Source organism: Paracoccus sp. KR1-242, from assembly GCF_049446195.1.
GTDB classification, from domain to species: Bacteria; Pseudomonadota; Alphaproteobacteria; order Rhodobacterales; family Rhodobacteraceae; genus Paracoccus; species Paracoccus broussonetiae.
Genome location: NZ_JBMSED010000003.1, coordinates 187,739 through 204,274, shown reverse-complemented (window position 1 = coordinate 204,274; position 16,536 = coordinate 187,739). Strand labels below are relative to the sequence as shown.

The window sequence follows — 16,536 nt, the reverse complement described above, 5'->3', positions numbered from 1 at the left end:
CCTTACCTCAGTTTTGGATTGAGTGCGTCGCGCAGCCAGTCGCCCAGCAGGTTCACCGAGATGACCAGCAGCGAAAGTTGCACCACGGGAAAGATCACCATCCACCAGAGCCCCGAGAACAGGTACTGGTTGCCGATGCGGATCAGCGTCCCCAGCGAGGGCTGACCGGGCGGCATGCCGATGCCCAGGAATGACAGCGTTGCCTCGGTCAGGATGGCCATGCCGAAGGACAGCGTCGCCGCGACCAGGACAGGGGTCAGCGTGTTCGGCAGGATGTGATGGAACATGATCCGGCGTTTCGGCACGTTCAGCAGCTTGGCCGCCATGACGTATTCCTTGCCACGCTCGATGATCGTCTGGGCGCGGACAGTCCGGGCATACTGCACCCAGCCGGACAGCGTGATCGCCAGGACCAGCACCGCCGAGGCGCCGATCTCGCGCAGGCCCACCGGCAGCATCTGCCGCACCACGGCCGAGACAAGGATCGCGATCAGGATCGTCGGGATCGACAGCACCACATCGCCCACGCGCATCAGCACGTTATCCGCGATGCCGCCGAAATATCCCGCGATCAGGCCCAGCGACAGGCCGATGACCAGCGACAGGACGACCGAGGCGAAGCCGATCATGACAGAGATCCGGGTGCCGTAAAGCAGCACGGACAACATGTCGCGGCCCTGCGTGTCGGTCCCCAGGACATAGGGCCATTCCCCCCCCGACTGCCAGATCGGCGGCAGTTCGGATTTCCACATGTCCAGCTGGGCCGCGTCATAGGGATTCTGCGGCGCGATCAGCGGCGCGAAAAAGGCGCTCCCGATCAGCAGGATCAGCAGGACCGCGGCAATGCGTGCGGACCAGGAGTGTGTAAAGGACCACCACAGGTCGCTTTTGCGGATGCGGGCGATCAGCGAGGGATGGGTTGCGGTCGGGGTCGTCGTCATTGTCCCTGCTCCTGGTTACTTGGCGGTGCGCAGGCGCGGGTCGATCAGGGCATAGGTGATGTCGACCACCGTGTTCAGGAACACGAAGATGAACGCAACGATGCACAGATAGGCCGCCATCACCGGGATATCGATAAAGGTCACCGCCTGGATGAACAGCATGCCCATGCCCGGCCACTGGAAGACCGTCTCGGTGATCAGGGCAAATGCAATCAGCGTGCCGATATTCATCGCCGTCAGCGTGACCACCGGCATCAGGCAGTTCCGCAGCGCATGGCGGAAATAGATCTTGTAGCGGCTGATGCCGCGGGCACGGGCAAATTTCACATAGTCCGAACGCATCACCTCAAGCATCTCGGCCCGGACAAGCCGCATGATCAGCGTCACCTGATACAGCGACAGCGAGATCGAGGGCAGGACCAGCGCCAGCAGCCCGGATTTCGTCAGGAAGCCCGTCGACCACCAGCCAAGATCCACGACATCGCCGCGACCAAACGCCGGGAACATGCCAAGCGTCACCGAAAACACCAGGATCAGAAGGATGCCGACGACGAAGCTTGGCAGCGAAACGCCGATGATCGATCCGAACTGCAATAGCTCGGAATAGGCTCGCCCCCGCTTGATCGCTGTTAGCACCCCCAATGGCAAGCCGATCACCAGCGACAGCAGGGTGGCGACGATCACCAGCTCCATGGTCGCGGGGAAACGCTCGGCGATCAGGCCAAGAACGTCCTGACCGTTGCGATAGGAAATGCCGAACTCGCCCTGGGCCGCATTGCCCACGAAGCGCCCGTATTGCACCAGGAAGCTGTCGTTCAGGCCCAGCTTTTCGCGCAGCAGCTCGCGATCGGCTTCGGTCGTCTGTTCGGTGGACATCATGTCCACGGGATCGCCCGCCAGGCGGAAGATCAGGAAAGCCAGAAAGGCCACCGCCAGCATGACGAAGGCGGCATTGGCCAGTTTCTTGATGATGAAGACCAGCATGACCCTATCCCCTGCGGTCAGGTCCGGGTCGGCGCTCCGGTCGGCACGACATGCAGATCACTCCCCCCTGACGCCGTTTCATTCTTGCCGGAGACTGCCCGGCTTATGTTCAGCGACACTATTCATGTCGCCGCTTCTGTCAACTTCAATGTCGACAATCTTGCCCACAAAAAACTTGAAGAAGCGTAATTGGCAGGCAGGAACGAGCCGATTGAACATGATTCAGGCTGTTACGATTTCACCCGCGGAAAGGCATAGGCATTGGCCTTGGAGGTCTTCAGTCCGCTTCCAACCAAAGCTTCCGCGAATTTCACCGCAACCGTGACCCCGTCGATAACGACGACCCCGGTTGCACGGCTCAGCTCCTCGGTCAGATTGGCCATGCCAGCACAACCCAGCACCACCGCTTCTGCACCGTCGTCATCCCGAGCCCGCTCGATCTCGGCCACCAGAAGACTGAAGGCGTGTTGAGACTCGCTTTCCAGCGACAGCACCGGCAGGTTGATGCAGCGAACGCGACGGCAATGGTGACCCGCGCCGTAACGCTGGACCAGGTCTTCGATCGCCGGGACCGAGCGCGACAACGTCGTGATGATCGAGAACCGCTTCGAAATCATCATCGCCGCCTGAATCCCGGCCTGGCAAATGCCGATCACGGGGCCGGTCGCGACCTCTCGCGCCGCATCAAGGCCGGGGTCGTCGAAGCACGCGATCACCGTCGCCACTGATCCTTCGGCCTCGGCCGCCCTGATCTGGGCCAGCAGGGTTGGAACCGACATCGCCTCATCCGCGCAACCTTCGATACTTGCAGGAGAACCGATCCCCGTAGCGCCCCGGATGCGGGTGCCACGGGCCGCAACGCGGCGCGCGCAATCGACTGCAGTCTCGGTCATCGATGCCGAAGAGTTCGGGTTGATAACAAAGATTTCCACCTCAGCTCTCTCCCTTCGTGACGGATTCGAGGGGTGGAGCCTTCAGGACGAACTGCCGATCGGACACGATGTAATTGTCAGCGTGAAGCCGCGCGATGGGATGATAGACATCCGGATTCACATATCTTCCCTGCTCATCCAGGCAATCGGGGCGGACATGCATATGCACGACTTCACCAAGGACAAGCAGCCGGCGCGGATATTCGATCAGCCTTTCGACACGGCACTCCATCGCGCAAGGGCTGGCAGGCAGCCAGCCGCTTTCGACCTGCGCGCCGGGCGACACCGCCTCTCCGGCCAGTTCCAGTTCATCCGTATCTGGTTCGACCGACAGGCCGCAGACCAGCATGGTCCGCGACAGCGCCATGTCGACCATGTTCACGGTGAACTCGCCGCTGCGCCGGATATTCGCCACGGTATCCTTTTCGCGCCCGTCCTGACGGGGTTGGATCCCCAGCACGACGATTGCCGGATCGTGGGAAAAAACGTTGAAGAAACTCATCGGTGCGCCGTTGTTGCCGCCCGCGGGCGAGCGCGTCGTGACAAGGGCAATGGGTCGCGGTCCGACGAAATTGGTCAGCAACCGGTAACGATCCGCCGGCTCCATCTGCATGAAGTCAAATTCCATGGCGCGCATCCTTTGAAGGGTCTGTGTCGAGGCATGTGTCTACATGATTGTCGACACTTATGGCACCATTCTCGCTGGACCAAAAGATGAAAGACGATTAATCTTGGGTCAAAATCATACTCGGGGCATGATGGATTCGTTAACCGCCGAACAGATTGCAGAACGGATCTGGCTTTCCATAGCCGAACGGCGGTTGCGCCCTGGGGTCAGGCTGAAGGAAACCGAACTGGCCGAGGTTTTCGGCGTCAGTCGTGCCCGTGTCCGGCAGGTTCTGGCGATCCTTGCGCGCGAGGGGTTGATCACCAGCGAGGTCAACAAGGGCGCCTTCGTCGCCGAGCCAGGGGTCGAGGATGCGCGCGACATCTTCCACGTCCGCCGCACTGTCGAACAAAGGGTGCTAGAGCGGTTGATCGACCGGCTGGATGACGAAAAGGTCGCGACCATCCGCGACCACGTCGAGCAGGAACGAGTGGCCAATACACAGAACGACCAGCGCGCGATCATCAAGCTGTCAGGCGGGTTTCACCAGATGCTGGCCGACATGTCCGATGCCGAATTCCTGTCGCGCCTGATGCGCGACCTGATCAGCCGCAGCTCTTTGATCACCGCGGCCTTCCGCAATTCCGACCAGTACAATTGCGGCCCGGACGAGCATGACGAGATCCTGCTGCACCTCCAGAACGGCGACCTGAAGCAGGCCAAGAAGGCCATGGCCCATCACCTGGATCACGTCGAAAAAGAACTGCGCCTGTCAGGTGAACGCGACAGCATCCGCAGCCTCAAGGACGTGCTGCTGCCGCAGGGCTGATCAGCCCCGCGGCCTGTGCTGTCCAGAATCATGCCGCCCGGTGCTGCCAGACCGCATGGCGGATGCGCGCCTGCTTGTAGGCGTCGAAAACCGCCATGGCCCAGACGAAGAAGCCCCCGGCGTTTCGCCCGATGAAGGACGCCTCGGGCGGGGCGGTCAGAATCGTGAAGCCACCCAGCAGGCAAGCGAAGAACAGGAAGGTCAGGCCGCGCAGGGGCACACCGTTCCAGACCTGCCCCGAGCCGGGCAGCAGGATGGCCGAGACTAGCACCAGATGTGGATTGGGCGGCGTTTTCATGCGGCAACCTTCATGATGTCCTGACGCAGCGCGGCAAGCGCGGCGACCAGCGGGTCAAGCGCCGAGGGGTCCAGCGCCTTGCGCCCCATCTCGGCCTCGCGGAACAGCAGGTAACGGCCGCGGTCAGCCTCTTCCGCAAGCCAGGTGATGCGCAGGCCCTGTGGGGACAGCACCAGCTCCTTGACACGGGGATCGTCAAACAGCGCCAGATGCCGTGCAAGCAGCGTCGCCTCGGCCTCGGTCAGGGGCTGCTCGCTGCGCAGCACCGCACCTTCGGGAAAGCCCATGGCGAGTATGGTCTGGTGCGGCAGCCCGGCGAAGGTCGAGAAGGACTCGCCCCCGGTTGGGCGCATCATCAGGTTGATCCGCTGCCGCAGAGGCAGCGGCTCGGGCAGCGTCACCAGCAGCCATAGGGTCGGCAGCTTGCGGATGGTCAGCGTATCGGGCACGGCCTGAAGGTCCAGCGCAAGCCCCGCCCGGCGACCGGAGGCGCGGGCAAAGCCCGTCGCCGCCAGCGCCGAACGCCGGTCCTGCAGCGTGACCCTGTCCAGCCAGCCCGCGCGCGCCGCGCGGCGCTGCTTGGCATCGGCAACCAGCCGCAGGCTCAGCCAGGCAAGCAGGACGCCAAGGACAAGGACGGGCAGCATCTTAGTAACCGCGCGGCTTGGGCCAGGGCATGGTGAACTGAGCACCCCGGTTGACAAAGCGATAGCGCCAGAAGTGGAACCACAGCGACACGATGATATAGAAGGCGATCATCGCGACAAGCTGCGTGCCATAGCCCAGGAACACCGCGAAGAAAGTCAGCCCGCACAGCCCCAGCAGCACATAGGCCGGCAGCGGATGGAACGGATGCTCATACCCCCGCTTGATCGAGTCGAGCGGCCATTTGCGGCGGAACAGGATGATGTTCAGCGGCATGAAGGTATATTCCAGCAGCCCCGACAGGATCGAGAAGGTCACCACCTGGTCCAGCGGCGCGCCAAGCGCAAAGATCAGCGCGATCGGGACAAGGAAGATGATCGAGCGATATGGCGTGCGGTATTTCGGATGCACCGCCCCGAACCAGCCGGGAAGATAGCGGTCGCGCCCCATCGCGAACCACGCGCGGCTGGCATCGTTGATGCAACCATTGGCCGAGGCCAACGTGGCGAACAGCGTCCCGATCCCCAGGAACACCATCAGCCCATAGGATCCGGTCATCCGCGCCGCATCGAACAGCGGCACCCCCGACTGGCCAAGGTATTCCCAAGGCATCAGCCCCGTGCAGACATACCAGGTCAGCGTGGCCGCGATCGCCAGCGTCATGACGCCTGCCAGCGTGCCGAAGGGCAAGGCGCGCGACGGGCTGCGGACCTCTTCGGCCGCCTGGGTCGTGCCTTCGATCCCCAGATAGAACCACAGGCCGAAATGCATGGCGGCGAGAACACCAACCCAGCCATAGGGCAACGCCGCCGGACCCGACAGAAGGTCGGCATGGCGCAGCGGGCTTTCACCGATCAACCCCGAGGTGCTGAGGAACAGCACGATGACCGCGGTAAAGGCGATGGCAGTGATGACAAGGTTGAAGGTCAGCGTCGCCAGCACCCCGCGATAGTTCAACCAGGCAAGGAAGGCGATCGACAGGATGATGAAAGGCCGCTGGTCGACGCCGCCCTGATGTCCGCTCATCGTGGCAACGGTGTCGACAAGAAAGCCCACCGTGATCGCGTTCGCGGCCTCAAGCATGGTATAGGCAAAGACAAGGTAAAGCCCCACGTTGAAGGCCATCAGGGGCCCGACGATGTGCTTGGCCTGTGTGTATTGCCCCCCGGCTGCGGCGACGGTCGACGTCACCTCGGAATCGATCATCGCGACGCATGTATAAAGGATGCCCGCGAACCAGCAGGCGATCAGCGCGGCATATGCCCCGCCCTTGCCCACGGCAAAGTTCCAGCCCATGTATTCGCCGACAAGGACGATGCCGACCCCCAGCGCCCAGACATGCGCCGGGCCAAGCACGCGGGCCAGCCCGACATGCTCGATCTTCTCAGCTTGTGACATGTTATCCCCGATGCTGCTCTTCGGTCAGGGCTTCCAGCTCCCCCTCGCGCGAGGAGGTCAGGAATTCCTCGCTATAGGTGCTGTCGGTCCGGATCCAGTCGATGACGATGAACAGGCCGAACAGTGCCGAGGCCGCCCATGCTGCGAATTCCAGATAGTTCCAAAGGTCCATGGTGCCCTCACTCGCCGAATTTCTCGGCGATCACCTCGCGATATTCCTTTTCGGAAAACCGCAGCAGGATCGCGTAATACCCAACGATGACGACGACCATGGCGATCATCGCACCGATCGAGAAGCTGTAGTCGAAGCGCGCCGTGATCAAATCGCTGGCCGAGGCGGGGTCCGCAAAGCCCAGCTTCTGCCACTGCTCGACCATGACGGGGTTCTGGCCCAGCCCTTCCCAGCTTGGATCCGTGATGGCCTCGGGCACCTTCGAGGAGCCGGCCATGCCCAGCCAAAGCGGGATGTAAAGCGCGCCGATCGCCATGATCAGCAGAACGATCACGTCGACGACCTGCCCGATCTTGCCCTGTACCGGGGCACGATAACGCGTCATGTGCGGCCTGCCCGTTTCAGGGCGCGGGCGGCGTCCAGAAACTCGATGTCCAGGCCATACATGAAGTCACGATCCTCGCGGTAATGGCGCAACATCGCCATGATCGCGGCAGTGTTGAACAGCAGGACCACGCCGCCACCGAACAGCAGCATGATGCGCGCGGTACCGCTGGGCGCAAGCGACCAGGTCCCCCATGCGACAAAGATGATTGAGAACCAAAGCCCCAGGACAAAGGCCCAGGCAACCGCGACATCTCGACGGTGCATAGCCTTGATTCGACTCGGCAGATCCGACACGTTGCTTCCTCCCCTTGAGGCCCGTTTCCTGATTGTCGGATCCGCGCCGGGCCAAGCGTCGATTTTCTTATCCGACAACTTATTTTCCTCTAGGAAAACGAGGCGCCGGGATTCTGTCAAGAAATTTGTCGGAGGCTGGTAAAGCTCGGCGAGTTTCCACAAGCAGGCCCACCGGCAGCAAGGCCGGTCAGGGCGACGGGACCCCGCCTTCCGTCCCCAGGGCCGGGCGGATGACACTTTCGTCCTTGAGCGCGACACCGGTCGCGCCGATGCGTCGGGCCTCTTGCACCAGCCATGCAAGGCGGTCGGCCGCAGCCGCATGCGACAGGCCGCCACACAGATGGATGTTCGATACACAGTTCCGCGCGCTGTCACGCAGACCGGGCCGCGGATTCAGCGTCAGATACGCGCCCAGACTGTCCGCGACGGACAGGCCCGGCCGCTCTCCGATCAGGACCAGCACCATCTGCGCACCAAGCGCCGCCCCGATTTGATCGCCGATTGCGACACGGCCGCCTCTGACCAGCACAACGGGCTGATCCGCCAATGGCGGCAGCCGTGCCGAAAGCGCGTCAAGGACGCCCGGCGCATGGGCCATCACCGCAGGGGCTGAAAGCCCGTCGCACAGGACCACTGCCAGCGCGCAGCCCAGTCGCGGCAGATCCGCCCCTTCGGCAAGCTGCCGCCCCAGATCCGGACGGCGCAGATAGGTCGCTCGATCGGTCGCGCGGCTGTCCACACACAGGCAGGGTCGCGGCGCCAGCGCCCGCACCAGCGCATCCGCGTCAAGCGGCGCGTGAATGGCATCGCGGGCAGCCGCGTGATCTTCTTGAAAGGCCAGCAGCGAGGTCAGGGGAAGGGGTCGCGCCGCCGCATCCAGCCGCACGCGGGCGGGTGTCAATCGCCGCAACTGCCCCAGCTGGTCAGGCGCGCTCATGCCGAAATTCCCATCCGCCGCGCCAGCGCGGCAGCGTCGGGCAAGGCCCGCGCGCCCTGCCCCGCCAGCCCGAACCCGGCCAGCCAGCGCGCAAATTCCGGGGCCGGGCGCAGGCCCGTCACCTCGCGCAGATAGGCAATATCCTCAAACGCCAGGCTCTGATAACCCAGCATGACGTCATCGGCGCCCGGTACCGTGATGACGAAGCTGACCCCCGCCTGCGCCAGCAGCGTTGCCAGCGTGTCCATGTCGTCCTGATCGGCCTCGACATGGTTGGTATAGCAGACATCGACCCCCATCGGCAGGCCAAGCAACTTGCCGCAGAAATGATCCTCAAGGCCCGCACGCGTGATCTGCTTGCCGTCGTAAAGATATTCCGGCCCGATGAAGCCCACGACGGTGTTGACCAGCAGCGGATGAAAGGCGCGCGCAACCCCATAGGCCCGCGCCTCCAGCGTCTGCTGGTCGACGCCGTGATGGGCATCCGCTGACAGAGCCGCCCCCTGACCGGTTTCGAAATACATGCAGTTCCGGCCGACCGTGCCGCGTCCCGCTGCCAGCCCCGCCTCATGCGCCTCGGCCAGAATCGACAGCGAGATGCCGAAGCCTTCGTTCGCGGCCTGCGTTCCGGCCACAGATTGAAAGATCAGATCAACCGGTGCCCCGCGTTCCAGCAGCGCCAGCGAATTGGTGACATGGGTCAGGACGCAGCTTTGCGTGGGAATGGCGAAGGCCTGCCGGATCTCGTCCAGCGCCACCAGCAGCGCGTGACAATTCGCGATATTGTCCGACGCGGGATTGATCCCGATCACCGCATCCCCCGCACCCTGCAACAGCCCATCAAGGACCGAGACCGCAATTCCGCGCGGATCATCGGCGGGATGGTTCGGCTGCAGGCGGGTCGCAAGCGTGCCGCGTCCGCCGATGGTGTTGCGGAAGGCGGTCACGACCTCGACCTTTCGGGCCACCCGGATCAGGTCCTGATTGCGCATCAGCTTGCTGACCGCGGCAACCATCTCGGGCATCAGGCCCGGTGCAAGCGCTTTCAGCGATATGCTGTCGGCGGCCGGCGAAAGAAGCCAGTCCCGCAATTCACCAACCGTCATCGCGGCAACAGGGGCGAAGGCTGTCGCGTCATGGCTGTCGATAATCAGCCGCGTGACCTCGTCCGCCTCATAGGGCACCAAGGCGTCTGACAGGAAATGCGACAGGGGCAGATCCAGCAGCACCCGACGCGCGGCGACCCGCTGCAACGCCGAGGCGGCGGCGATCCCCGCCAGGTGATCGCCCGAACGCTCGGGCGAGGCCGAAGCCATCACCGTCGCCAGATCGTCGAAGCGGAAGCTTTCACCCCGCGCCGTCGCGCGAAATCCCATCGCTGCGTCCCCATCCGTTTCGCCCGATCATGCTGGCGAAATCCGGTCCCGTCCAGCGCGCTGCGTCCCGTTTCCGCTGCCGGACGTGAGCTGCCTTTCAGCGCGTCAGCCTGGCCACGATCTCGCGCACCTCGTCACGAGAAATCAGGTTCTCGCTGTTCGTATTGTGGATCGTCACGCCTTCCAGAAAGGCGTCAAGGACGCGGGCGGTGGCTGGCGGGAAATGCCGTTGCAGGGCCGCGCGACTTTCGGCCATCCAGTCCACCAGCACCTCGCGCAGTCGCGGATTGCGCGCGGCATAGGTGTAAAGCTCCAAGCTCAGCAGCATGTTGCGCTGGGTGGCCCAAAGCCCGCCGCTGATCAGGTCGACGACTGCCTCGCGCGCTTCGTCGGGCGTGGTGGCGGCCTCCAGACGCGCGCGATACAGCGCCGCGGCGGACATGGAAAAGCGGCGGAAGGTCTCGACCAGCAGGTCGTCAATGCCCGCGAAATGATAGGTCATGGAGCCGAGGGGCACGTTCGCCGCCTCGGCCACCCGGCGGTGCGTGGTGCCCGCGACACCGCGCGCGGCGATCACATCCAGCGCGGCGTCGATGATGCGATCCCGCCTGTCCGGGTCGTAGCGGCGTTTTCGGGTCTCGGTCATGGTCGTTCTTGACTCTGCGGCCATTGTGGACATATGTCCATAACGCGTTGTGGACGTTTGTCCATAACAATGTCGCACAAGGGACCGCGCCCATGGATCGTGATCTTCGCCGCAGGACGCGCGCATTGTTCGTCTATTTCTTCATTCCCGGCCTTGCGCTGGCGTCATGGGTCACGCGCACTCCCGAAATCCGGGACGCGATCGGCGCATCGGTTGCGCAGATGGGGCTGGTCCTGTTCGGCATGTCGATCGGCTCGATGTGCGGCATCCTGCTTGCGGGCCGCATCGTCGCGGCGCTTGATACACGCACCACCGCACTTATGGGTCTATGCCTGATCCTGTCTTCGATGGTGACGGTCGCGGTGGGCGTGATCCTGGGTTCTCAGATCATGGCCGCCTGCGGGCTGGCCCTTTTCGGATTGGGCATGGGTGGGGCAGAGATCGCGGTCAACCTGGAAGGCGCGGGTGTCGAGGCCCTGCGCAAAAAGCCGGTTCTGCATACCCTGCACGGCTGCTTCAGCCTTGGCACGCTTTGCGGCGCGTTGATCGGACTGGCGCTGGTGTCGCTGGGCGTGCCGGTGGCGCTGCACCTGGCGGCGATCGCAGTTCTGATTGCTGGCCTGATCATCGCCTTCCGAAATGACATTCCGTCCGGGAACGGGCTGTCGTCGGGCGGCAACCATGCGACCATCGCCGATGCCCGCATCTGGGGTGACCCCCGCGTCTTGCTGATCGGGCTGATCGTCTTCGCGATGGCGCTGGCCGAAGGCGCGGCGAATGACTGGTTGCCGATCCTGATGGTCGACGAACACGGATTTTCGGTCGCCTCGGGTTCGCTGATCTTCCTGGCCTTCACGGCCGCGATGACGGCGGGCCGCTTCGGTGGCGGCATCTTCATCCAGCGGTTCGGCGCGGCGCGGGTGATCCGGGGCTGCGCCATCCTGGCGGGGCTGGGGGTTGCCTATGTCGTCTTCGGCACCAACCCCTGGCTGGCTGGCGTCGCAGTCCTGATGTGGGGGCTTGGGACCTCGCTTGGCTTCCCGCTGGCCTTGTCGGCGGCGGGCGCGGGCGGAGGCGCGGATTCCGCGGCCAGGGTGCAGGCAGTCGCCATCGTCGGCTACCTGGCCATGCTGGTCGGACCGCCCAGCCTTGGCTTCATCGGCGAACACTATGGATTGCGCAACGCGCTTCTGGTGGTGACGACGCTGATCGTGGGGGCATCGATCGCAGCGCCGGCGGTCAGGCCACGCGCCGCCTGACGGCTTCCCTGTCGCATAAATAGCAGGCAGGCCCGCGGCGATTGCTGCGGGCCTGTCTGTTTTGCGTTGACCCCCGCGCCGTTCGCTTGCTAACAGCCGGATGATTAATCGTGTAACCATCAGCGGATTCGGGGATGGACAAGCCGGCCGGTCATGCCGCCGCATCGATGCAGGACATTGCCGACGCGCTGGGAATCTCGCGCGCGACGGTTTCGAACGCATTGCGCGGCAAGGGCCGCCTGTCCGAAGAAACCCGCCGCCAGGTCCATGAAAAAGCGGCCGAACTGCGCTTTTCTCCATCAGGCTTGGGACGCGCATTGCGAACCGGTCGCACGCAATCCTTCGCCATCATCCTGCCTGATTTCCGCATGCCACTTTTCGCGGAATTCGCGCGTGCCTTCGCGATGGCGGCGCGCAAGCGCGACCTGGCAATGACGGTCGCGGATTCGCTTGGCAGTCTTGAAATGCAGACCGAACATCTGCGCGACATGGCGGCGCGCGGCATGGATGCGCTGGTGCTTGTGCCGATGCGCGGATCGCGGCTTGAAGGTTTGGCCCTGTCGCGTCCGCTGACGGTCGTCGACGCCGCCAGCAACCCGCTGAACGCGGTCTCGTCCGACCACAGGCAGGGCGGGGCGCTGGTCGCGCGCCACCTGATCGGGCTGGGTCATCGCGACGTCCTGCTGCTGGGCGCAAGCGGACAGGATTCGCGCGTGAACGCCCTGCGCCTGCAAGGCATGCGCGAGGTGTTCGACGCACAGGGCATCACCACCCGGCACATGGCCCTGCCGCCCACGCACGAAGCGGCGCGGGATGGGCTGGCCGGATGGAATCCCGGGCCGGTGACGGCGATCGCCGCGGCCTATGACGCCCTTGCGGTCGGCGCGGTCATGGCCTTGACCGCACGCGGCCTGAGCGTCCCTCAGGATATTTCGGTCGCAGGCTTCGACGATACGGTCTGGGGCCGGATCGTCGCACCCGCGCTGACGACGATCCGCCAGGACCTGCAAACGGTCGCGGAGCTGGCGCTTGCCCATGCCATGGGCGAACGAACCGCCCCCGACCTGGTTCCCGTCACCCTTGTTCCCCGCTGCTCGACCGCCGCAGCCCCTTCCGCCCGCAAAGGATAACCCCATGAGACTTCTGCTTTCCGCAAGCCTTCTTGGCCTTGTCGCAACCTCTGCCGCCGCCGCGGACAAGACGCTGACCATCTCGGTCTACGGCATTTCGCAAGATGCCTACAAAGAGGCGCTTTATACCCCGTTCGAGGCGAAGTGCGGCTGCAAGCTGGTGGTCGAGATGGGCAACTCCTCGGAACGGCTGGCCAAGCTTGAGGCGAACAAGGCCAAGCCGGTGGTCGACGTGATCGCGTATTCGGACGCCAATGCGCTGGAGGCGGCAGGCAAGGACCTGATCCAGCCGGTCGACCCGGCCAAGCTGCCGAACCTTGCCGATGCCTATGAATTCGCCCGCGATCCGGTCGGCGGCAACATGGCGGTGGGCTATACCTTCTACGGCACCTCGATCGTCTATGATTCCGACGTCATCGACGGGGTGGGCAGCTGGCTGGACCTGTTCGGCGACAAGCTGAAGGGCCAGGTGGCGCTGCCCAACGTCTCGACCACGCAGGGCCCGCTGGCGCTCCAGATGATCGAGACGGCGCTGGGATCGGACGATCCGAAATTCGCAAAAGCCATTGATCTGGTGGCCGATCATCGCGACGACATCGTGACCTTCTATGAAAAGGGCGGCCAGATCCCGCAACTGATGCAGCAGGGCGAGATCGCGGCCTCGGTCATCGGTCGCTTCGGCTGGGCGAACCTTCTCAAGACCGTCCCGAGCGCCCGCTGGGCCACCCCGAAGGAGGGCCAGTCGGGCGGCATGAACGTGCTGTCCATCGTCAAGGGCGCCCATGATCCGGATCTGGCGCACCAGTTCATCGACTATTGGCTGTCGGCCGAGGTCCAGCAGAAGCTGGCCGAGGGTCAGGTGGACAGCCCCGTGAACCAGAAGGTCACCGTCTCGGACGAAATCGCCGAGGGGCTGACCTATGGCCCCGAGATGGCCGCCGCCATCAAGTTCCTGCCCGCGAAGTCGATGCTTGAGAACCGCGACGCCTGGCTTGAGGCCTGGAACGCCAAGGTCGCGCAGTAAGACGCGGAAAACCCAACCGGCCACGGCGCGCTGCCGTGGCCCCTCGACACGGGGGAATGTCGCGATGTTTCAGGACCGCAGGCTTGGCCTGGCGCTTCTGGCGCCGGCCACGCTGTTCATCATTCTGGGCTTTCTGCTGCCGGTGGCGATCCTGCTGTCCGGCGCATTCCAGACGCCCACAGGCTGGGGCATTTCAAGCTTCACCGAATTTTTCGCCAAGCCGCTGCATCGCGAGGTCTTCTGGCGCACATTCCGCCTTGGACTTTACGTCACCGCCATATCCGCCGTGATCGGCTATGCGGTGGCGCTGTCGATCGTCGACGCCTCGGACAAGGGCAAGGGGCGGCTGATCGCCACGCTGGTGCTGCCGCTGATGATCTCGCCCGTGGCGCGGACCTATGCATGGGTCGTGATCCTGGGCAAGACGGGCATCGTAAACCAGTTCCTGACCGGGGCAGGCATCCTTGATACCCCCGCGCGCATCCTGTTTTCCGAAACCGCGATCTTCATCGGCCTGATCCAGCTTTTCTTTCCGCTGATGGTGCTGCCGCTGATCTCGGCACTGGAAAACCTGCCCCGCGACGTCGTCCCTGCCGCGCGGATGCTGGGCGCGAACTGGTTGCAGGTCTTCTGGAAAGTCATCCTGCCTCTGACCCGCGAAGGGCTGGTGGTGGGCGGAACGCTGGTCTTCGTCGGCTCGCTGACCGCCTATGTCACCCCGGCGATCCTTGGCGGTTCCAAGGTGCTGATGCTGGAAACGCTGCTGTATCAGCGCGTGTCCGTCGCAAACGACTTCGCGGCGGCAGGCGTGATCGCCATCATCCTGATCGCCATGTCGATCATCACCAATTTCGTGTTGAAGCGTCTCGCCACGGCGCGGAAAGGGGGCAAGTGATGCGCATTGCCGGACAGACGATCCTGTTTCTGGTCCTTGCCTTCCTGATCGGACCATTCATCCTGATCTGCGTCGCCGGGCTTTCCGGAGGCGAGACGCTGGCGTTTCCGCCCGACGGGTTGTCACTGCGCTGGGTCGCCCGCGTGTTCGAGGTGGACAGCTTCCGCGCCACGTTCGCTGTATCGATCACGCTGGGGATCGGGGCCACGCTGCTGGCGCTGCTGATCGGCGTGCCCGCAGCCTATGGGCTGGAACGCTACAACCCGCCGGGCGCCAACGCGATCCGCAATATCCTGAGTTCGCCGATCATCGTGCCGGGGATCATCGTGGGCCTTGCGCTCTTGCGCCATCTGGTGATCCCGATGGGGGTCGGCATCCTGCCCGCGCTGTTCATCGGGCACACCGCGCTGCTGATCCCCTATGCCGTCCGCATCGTCTCGGGTTCGCTGATGAACCTGCGCGTCGATATAGAAGAGGCGGCGGTGCTGCTTGGCGCCACGCGGCTGCAAAGCTTCATCAAGGTCGTGCTGCCGAATATCCGCAACGGCATCATGGCCGCCTTCATCATCGGCTTCATCACCTCGTTCAATCAGGTGCCGGTTTCGCTGTTCCTGACCGGTCCGGGGGTCTCGACCCTGCCGATCGACATGATGGCCTATATGGAATTCAACTATGACCCCTCGATCGCCGCGCTGTCGGGCCTGCTGGCGCTGATGTCGCTGCTGATCGTGATGGTGGCCGAGAAACTTCTGGGACTTTCGCGCTATGTCTGATGCCTTCCTTTCCCTGCAAGACCTGACCCTTGGATATGGCGACTCGGTCGCGGTCGAGGCACTGAACCTGGAACTTCGCCGGGGTGAACTGGTCGCGCTGCTTGGCCCCTCGGGCTGCGGCAAGACCACCACCATGCGCGCCATCGCCGGCCTGATGAAGCCGATGTCCGGGCGCATCACGCTGGACGGGCGCGACATCACCCGCGTCGCACCGAACAAGCGCGGCATCGGGCTGGTCTTCCAGTCCTATGCCCTGTTCCCCCACCTGACCGTGTTCGAGAACGTGGCCTTCGGCCTGCGCCTGCAGGGCGTCGCCAAGGGCGAGATCACGCGCCGTGTGAATGCTGCGCTTGCCTCGGTCGGTCTGGGCAGCTTTGCCGATCGCCAGCCGAAAGCGCTGTCCGGCGGCCAACAGCAGCGCGTCGCGCTGGCGCGTTCGATCGTGGTCGAGCCGAAGCTGCTGCTGCTGGACGAACCGCTGTCGAACCTTGACGCACGCCTGCGGCTGGAGATGCGATCGGAACTGGCGCGGCTTCAGAAAGAGCTGGGTATCACCATGATCTACGTCACCCACGACCAGTCCGAGGCGCTTGCGCTGGCGGACCGCATCGTGGTCATGCGTCAGGGCCGGATCGAACAGATCGACACCCCAGCGAACATCTACGAACGCCCCGTCTCGGGCTTCGTGGCCGAGTTTATCGGCTTCGAAAACACCTTCGCGCTGAAGGACGGCGCGCTGACGACGGCCAAGGGCCGCCTGCCGCTTGATACCGCGCCCAAGGCGCACGGCCTGGCATGGCGGCCGCGTGCCGTCCTTTTGGGCCAGGGCGCGCATGAGGGCCGCGTGATCGGCGCATCCTATCTGGGCGAGACGGTGGAATACCTGATCGACAGCGCCGCCGGCCCGATCAAGGCCGAGACCCCGGCCAATGCACCCCGGCACGCGATGGGCGAAAGCCTGCGGTTCGACCTGCCGGTCGAGACTGCCGCCGTCCTCAGCAGGGCCTGA

At 64.1% G+C, this 16,536-nt stretch carries 20 protein-coding genes; 7 read left to right on the top strand and 13 right to left on the bottom strand.

Annotated elements, in window-relative coordinates:
* Positions 1-2: 2 nt before the first annotated feature.
* From ACO2Q4_RS06525 to ACO2Q4_RS06510, 4 genes are all read right to left on the bottom strand, one after another.
* Complete coding sequence (locus ACO2Q4_RS06525; RefSeq protein WP_311757876.1) at positions 3-941, bottom strand: ABC transporter permease; 939 nt, start codon at positions 939-941, stop codon at positions 3-5.
* 15 nt (positions 942-956) lie between these two features.
* Positions 957-1,925, bottom strand: coding sequence for an ABC transporter permease (locus tag ACO2Q4_RS06520; RefSeq protein ID WP_311757875.1), 969 nt, complete (start codon positions 1,923-1,925; stop codon positions 957-959).
* A gap of 230 nt (positions 1,926-2,155) precedes the next feature.
* Complete coding sequence (locus ACO2Q4_RS06515) at positions 2,156-2,857, bottom strand: aspartate/glutamate racemase family protein (RefSeq protein WP_423318166.1); 702 nt, start codon at positions 2,855-2,857, stop codon at positions 2,156-2,158.
* Between the two features lies 1 nt (position 2,858).
* Positions 2,859-3,485, bottom strand: a complete 627-nt coding sequence (locus ACO2Q4_RS06510) for a flavin reductase family protein (protein WP_423318164.1) — start codon at positions 3,483-3,485, stop codon at positions 2,859-2,861.
* Positions 3,486-3,615: 130 nt separating this feature from the next.
* Between ACO2Q4_RS06510 and ACO2Q4_RS06505 the strand changes: the two genes are divergently transcribed.
* Positions 3,616-4,293: a GntR family transcriptional regulator gene (locus ACO2Q4_RS06505; protein ID WP_311757872.1), complete on the top strand. Its 678-nt coding sequence runs from the start codon at positions 3,616-3,618 to the stop codon at positions 4,291-4,293.
* Between the two features lie 28 nt (positions 4,294-4,321).
* Here ACO2Q4_RS06505 and ACO2Q4_RS06500 read toward each other — a convergent pair whose 3' ends face one another.
* The 9 genes from ACO2Q4_RS06500 to ACO2Q4_RS06460 all read right to left on the bottom strand — a co-directional run bounded on the left by ACO2Q4_RS06500 (position 4,322) and on the right by ACO2Q4_RS06460 (position 10,446).
* A complete protein-coding gene (locus tag ACO2Q4_RS06500; RefSeq protein WP_311757871.1) occupies positions 4,322-4,591 on the bottom strand; it encodes a hypothetical protein in 270 nt (89 codons plus the stop codon).
* A complete protein-coding gene (locus ACO2Q4_RS06495) occupies positions 4,588-5,238 on the bottom strand; it encodes a hypothetical protein (protein ID WP_423318161.1) in 651 nt (216 codons plus the stop codon). Before ACO2Q4_RS06495 ends, ACO2Q4_RS06500 begins: the two co-directional genes overlap by 4 nt.
* Before the next feature lies 1 nt (position 5,239).
* A complete protein-coding gene (locus ACO2Q4_RS06490) occupies positions 5,240-6,634 on the bottom strand; it encodes an APC family permease (RefSeq protein WP_311757869.1) in 1,395 nt (464 codons plus the stop codon).
* A gap of 1 nt (position 6,635) precedes the next feature.
* Entirely contained in the window at positions 6,636-6,806 is a 171-nt protein-coding gene (locus ACO2Q4_RS06485) for a hypothetical protein (RefSeq protein ID WP_311757868.1), read from the bottom strand.
* Positions 6,807-6,813: 7 nt separating this feature from the next.
* On the bottom strand, positions 6,814-7,191 hold the full coding sequence (locus tag ACO2Q4_RS06480; protein WP_311757867.1) for a hypothetical protein: 378 nt from the start codon (positions 7,189-7,191) through the stop codon (positions 6,814-6,816).
* The gene (locus tag ACO2Q4_RS06475; protein WP_311757866.1) at positions 7,188-7,457 is read right to left on the bottom strand and encodes a hypothetical protein; all 270 of its coding nucleotides are present in this window, start codon (positions 7,455-7,457) and stop codon (positions 7,188-7,190) included. The genes ACO2Q4_RS06480 and ACO2Q4_RS06475 overlap by 4 nt, the downstream gene beginning before the upstream one ends.
* A gap of 217 nt (positions 7,458-7,674) precedes the next feature.
* The gene (eutC, locus tag ACO2Q4_RS06470; protein ID WP_423318158.1) at positions 7,675-8,424 is read right to left on the bottom strand and encodes an ethanolamine ammonia-lyase subunit EutC; all 750 of its coding nucleotides are present in this window, start codon (positions 8,422-8,424) and stop codon (positions 7,675-7,677) included.
* The gene (locus tag ACO2Q4_RS06465) at positions 8,421-9,800 is read right to left on the bottom strand and encodes an ethanolamine ammonia-lyase subunit EutB (RefSeq protein WP_423318156.1); all 1,380 of its coding nucleotides are present in this window, start codon (positions 9,798-9,800) and stop codon (positions 8,421-8,423) included. Before ACO2Q4_RS06465 ends, eutC begins: the two co-directional genes overlap by 4 nt.
* 97 nt (positions 9,801-9,897) lie before the next feature.
* Positions 9,898-10,446: a TetR/AcrR family transcriptional regulator gene (locus tag ACO2Q4_RS06460; RefSeq protein WP_311757863.1), complete on the bottom strand. Its 549-nt coding sequence runs from the start codon at positions 10,444-10,446 to the stop codon at positions 9,898-9,900.
* Positions 10,447-10,538: 92 nt separating this feature from the next.
* Here ACO2Q4_RS06460 and ACO2Q4_RS06455 point away from each other — a divergent pair, with 92 nt between their 5' ends.
* The 6 genes from ACO2Q4_RS06455 to ACO2Q4_RS06430 all read left to right on the top strand — a co-directional run bounded on the left by ACO2Q4_RS06455 (position 10,539) and on the right by ACO2Q4_RS06430 (position 16,536).
* Complete coding sequence (locus ACO2Q4_RS06455; RefSeq protein ID WP_423318153.1) at positions 10,539-11,705, top strand: MFS transporter; 1,167 nt, start codon at positions 10,539-10,541, stop codon at positions 11,703-11,705.
* A 134-nt stretch (positions 11,706-11,839) separates the two neighbouring features.
* On the top strand, positions 11,840-12,835 hold the full coding sequence (locus ACO2Q4_RS06450; protein WP_423318151.1) for a LacI family DNA-binding transcriptional regulator: 996 nt from the start codon (positions 11,840-11,842) through the stop codon (positions 12,833-12,835).
* Positions 12,836-12,839: 4 nt separating this feature from the next.
* Positions 12,840-13,859 carry an ABC transporter substrate-binding protein gene (locus tag ACO2Q4_RS06445; RefSeq protein ID WP_423318149.1) on the top strand — a complete coding sequence of 340 codons (1,020 nt, stop codon included), beginning with the start codon at positions 12,840-12,842 and terminating at the stop codon, positions 13,857-13,859.
* Positions 13,860-13,923: 64 nt separating this feature from the next.
* Positions 13,924-14,754, top strand: coding sequence for an ABC transporter permease (locus ACO2Q4_RS06440; protein ID WP_311757859.1), 831 nt, complete (start codon positions 13,924-13,926; stop codon positions 14,752-14,754).
* Entirely contained in the window at positions 14,754-15,527 is a 774-nt protein-coding gene (locus ACO2Q4_RS06435) for an ABC transporter permease (RefSeq protein ID WP_395134702.1), read from the top strand. The genes ACO2Q4_RS06440 and ACO2Q4_RS06435 overlap by 1 nt, the downstream gene beginning before the upstream one ends.
* Positions 15,520-16,536 carry an ABC transporter ATP-binding protein gene (locus tag ACO2Q4_RS06430; RefSeq protein ID WP_423318146.1) on the top strand — a complete coding sequence of 339 codons (1,017 nt, stop codon included), beginning with the start codon at positions 15,520-15,522 and terminating at the stop codon, positions 16,534-16,536. The genes ACO2Q4_RS06435 and ACO2Q4_RS06430 overlap by 8 nt, the downstream gene beginning before the upstream one ends.

Bases quoted from the DNA above. Each gene is read 5' to 3' on its own strand.
- ACO2Q4_RS06525 (WP_311757876.1), bottom strand. From the start codon at position 941: ATGACGACGACCCCGACCGCAACCCATCCCTCGCTGATCGCCCGCATC.
- ACO2Q4_RS06520 (WP_311757875.1), bottom strand. From the start codon at position 1,925: ATGCTGGTCTTCATCATCAAGAAACTGGCCAATGCCGCCTTCGTCATG.
- ACO2Q4_RS06510 (WP_423318164.1), bottom strand. From the start codon at position 3,485: ATGGAATTTGACTTCATGCAGATGGAGCCGGCGGATCGTTACCGGTTG.
- ACO2Q4_RS06505 (WP_311757872.1), top strand. From the start codon at position 3,616: ATGGATTCGTTAACCGCCGAACAGATTGCAGAACGGATCTGGCTTTCC.
- ACO2Q4_RS06500 (WP_311757871.1), bottom strand. From the start codon at position 4,591: ATGAAAACGCCGCCCAATCCACATCTGGTGCTAGTCTCGGCCATCCTG.
- ACO2Q4_RS06495 (WP_423318161.1), bottom strand. From the start codon at position 5,238: ATGCTGCCCGTCCTTGTCCTTGGCGTCCTGCTTGCCTGGCTGAGCCTG.
- ACO2Q4_RS06490 (WP_311757869.1), bottom strand. From the start codon at position 6,634: ATGTCACAAGCTGAGAAGATCGAGCATGTCGGGCTGGCCCGCGTGCTT.
- ACO2Q4_RS06485 (WP_311757868.1), bottom strand. From the start codon at position 6,806: ATGGACCTTTGGAACTATCTGGAATTCGCAGCATGGGCGGCCTCGGCA.
- ACO2Q4_RS06480 (WP_311757867.1), bottom strand. From the start codon at position 7,191: ATGACGCGTTATCGTGCCCCGGTACAGGGCAAGATCGGGCAGGTCGTC.
- ACO2Q4_RS06475 (WP_311757866.1), bottom strand. From the start codon at position 7,457: ATGCACCGTCGAGATGTCGCGGTTGCCTGGGCCTTTGTCCTGGGGCTT.
- eutC (WP_423318158.1), bottom strand. From the start codon at position 8,424: ATGAGCGCGCCTGACCAGCTGGGGCAGTTGCGGCGATTGACACCCGCC.
- ACO2Q4_RS06465 (WP_423318156.1), bottom strand. From the start codon at position 9,800: ATGGGATTTCGCGCGACGGCGCGGGGTGAAAGCTTCCGCTTCGACGAT.
- ACO2Q4_RS06460 (WP_311757863.1), bottom strand. From the start codon at position 10,446: ATGACCGAGACCCGAAAACGCCGCTACGACCCGGACAGGCGGGATCGC.
- ACO2Q4_RS06455 (WP_423318153.1), top strand. From the start codon at position 10,539: ATGGATCGTGATCTTCGCCGCAGGACGCGCGCATTGTTCGTCTATTTC.
- ACO2Q4_RS06450 (WP_423318151.1), top strand. From the start codon at position 11,840: ATGGACAAGCCGGCCGGTCATGCCGCCGCATCGATGCAGGACATTGCC.
- ACO2Q4_RS06445 (WP_423318149.1), top strand. From the start codon at position 12,840: ATGAGACTTCTGCTTTCCGCAAGCCTTCTTGGCCTTGTCGCAACCTCT.
- ACO2Q4_RS06440 (WP_311757859.1), top strand. From the start codon at position 13,924: ATGTTTCAGGACCGCAGGCTTGGCCTGGCGCTTCTGGCGCCGGCCACG.
- ACO2Q4_RS06435 (WP_395134702.1), top strand. From the start codon at position 14,754: ATGCGCATTGCCGGACAGACGATCCTGTTTCTGGTCCTTGCCTTCCTG.
- ACO2Q4_RS06430 (WP_423318146.1), top strand. From the start codon at position 15,520: ATGTCTGATGCCTTCCTTTCCCTGCAAGACCTGACCCTTGGATATGGC.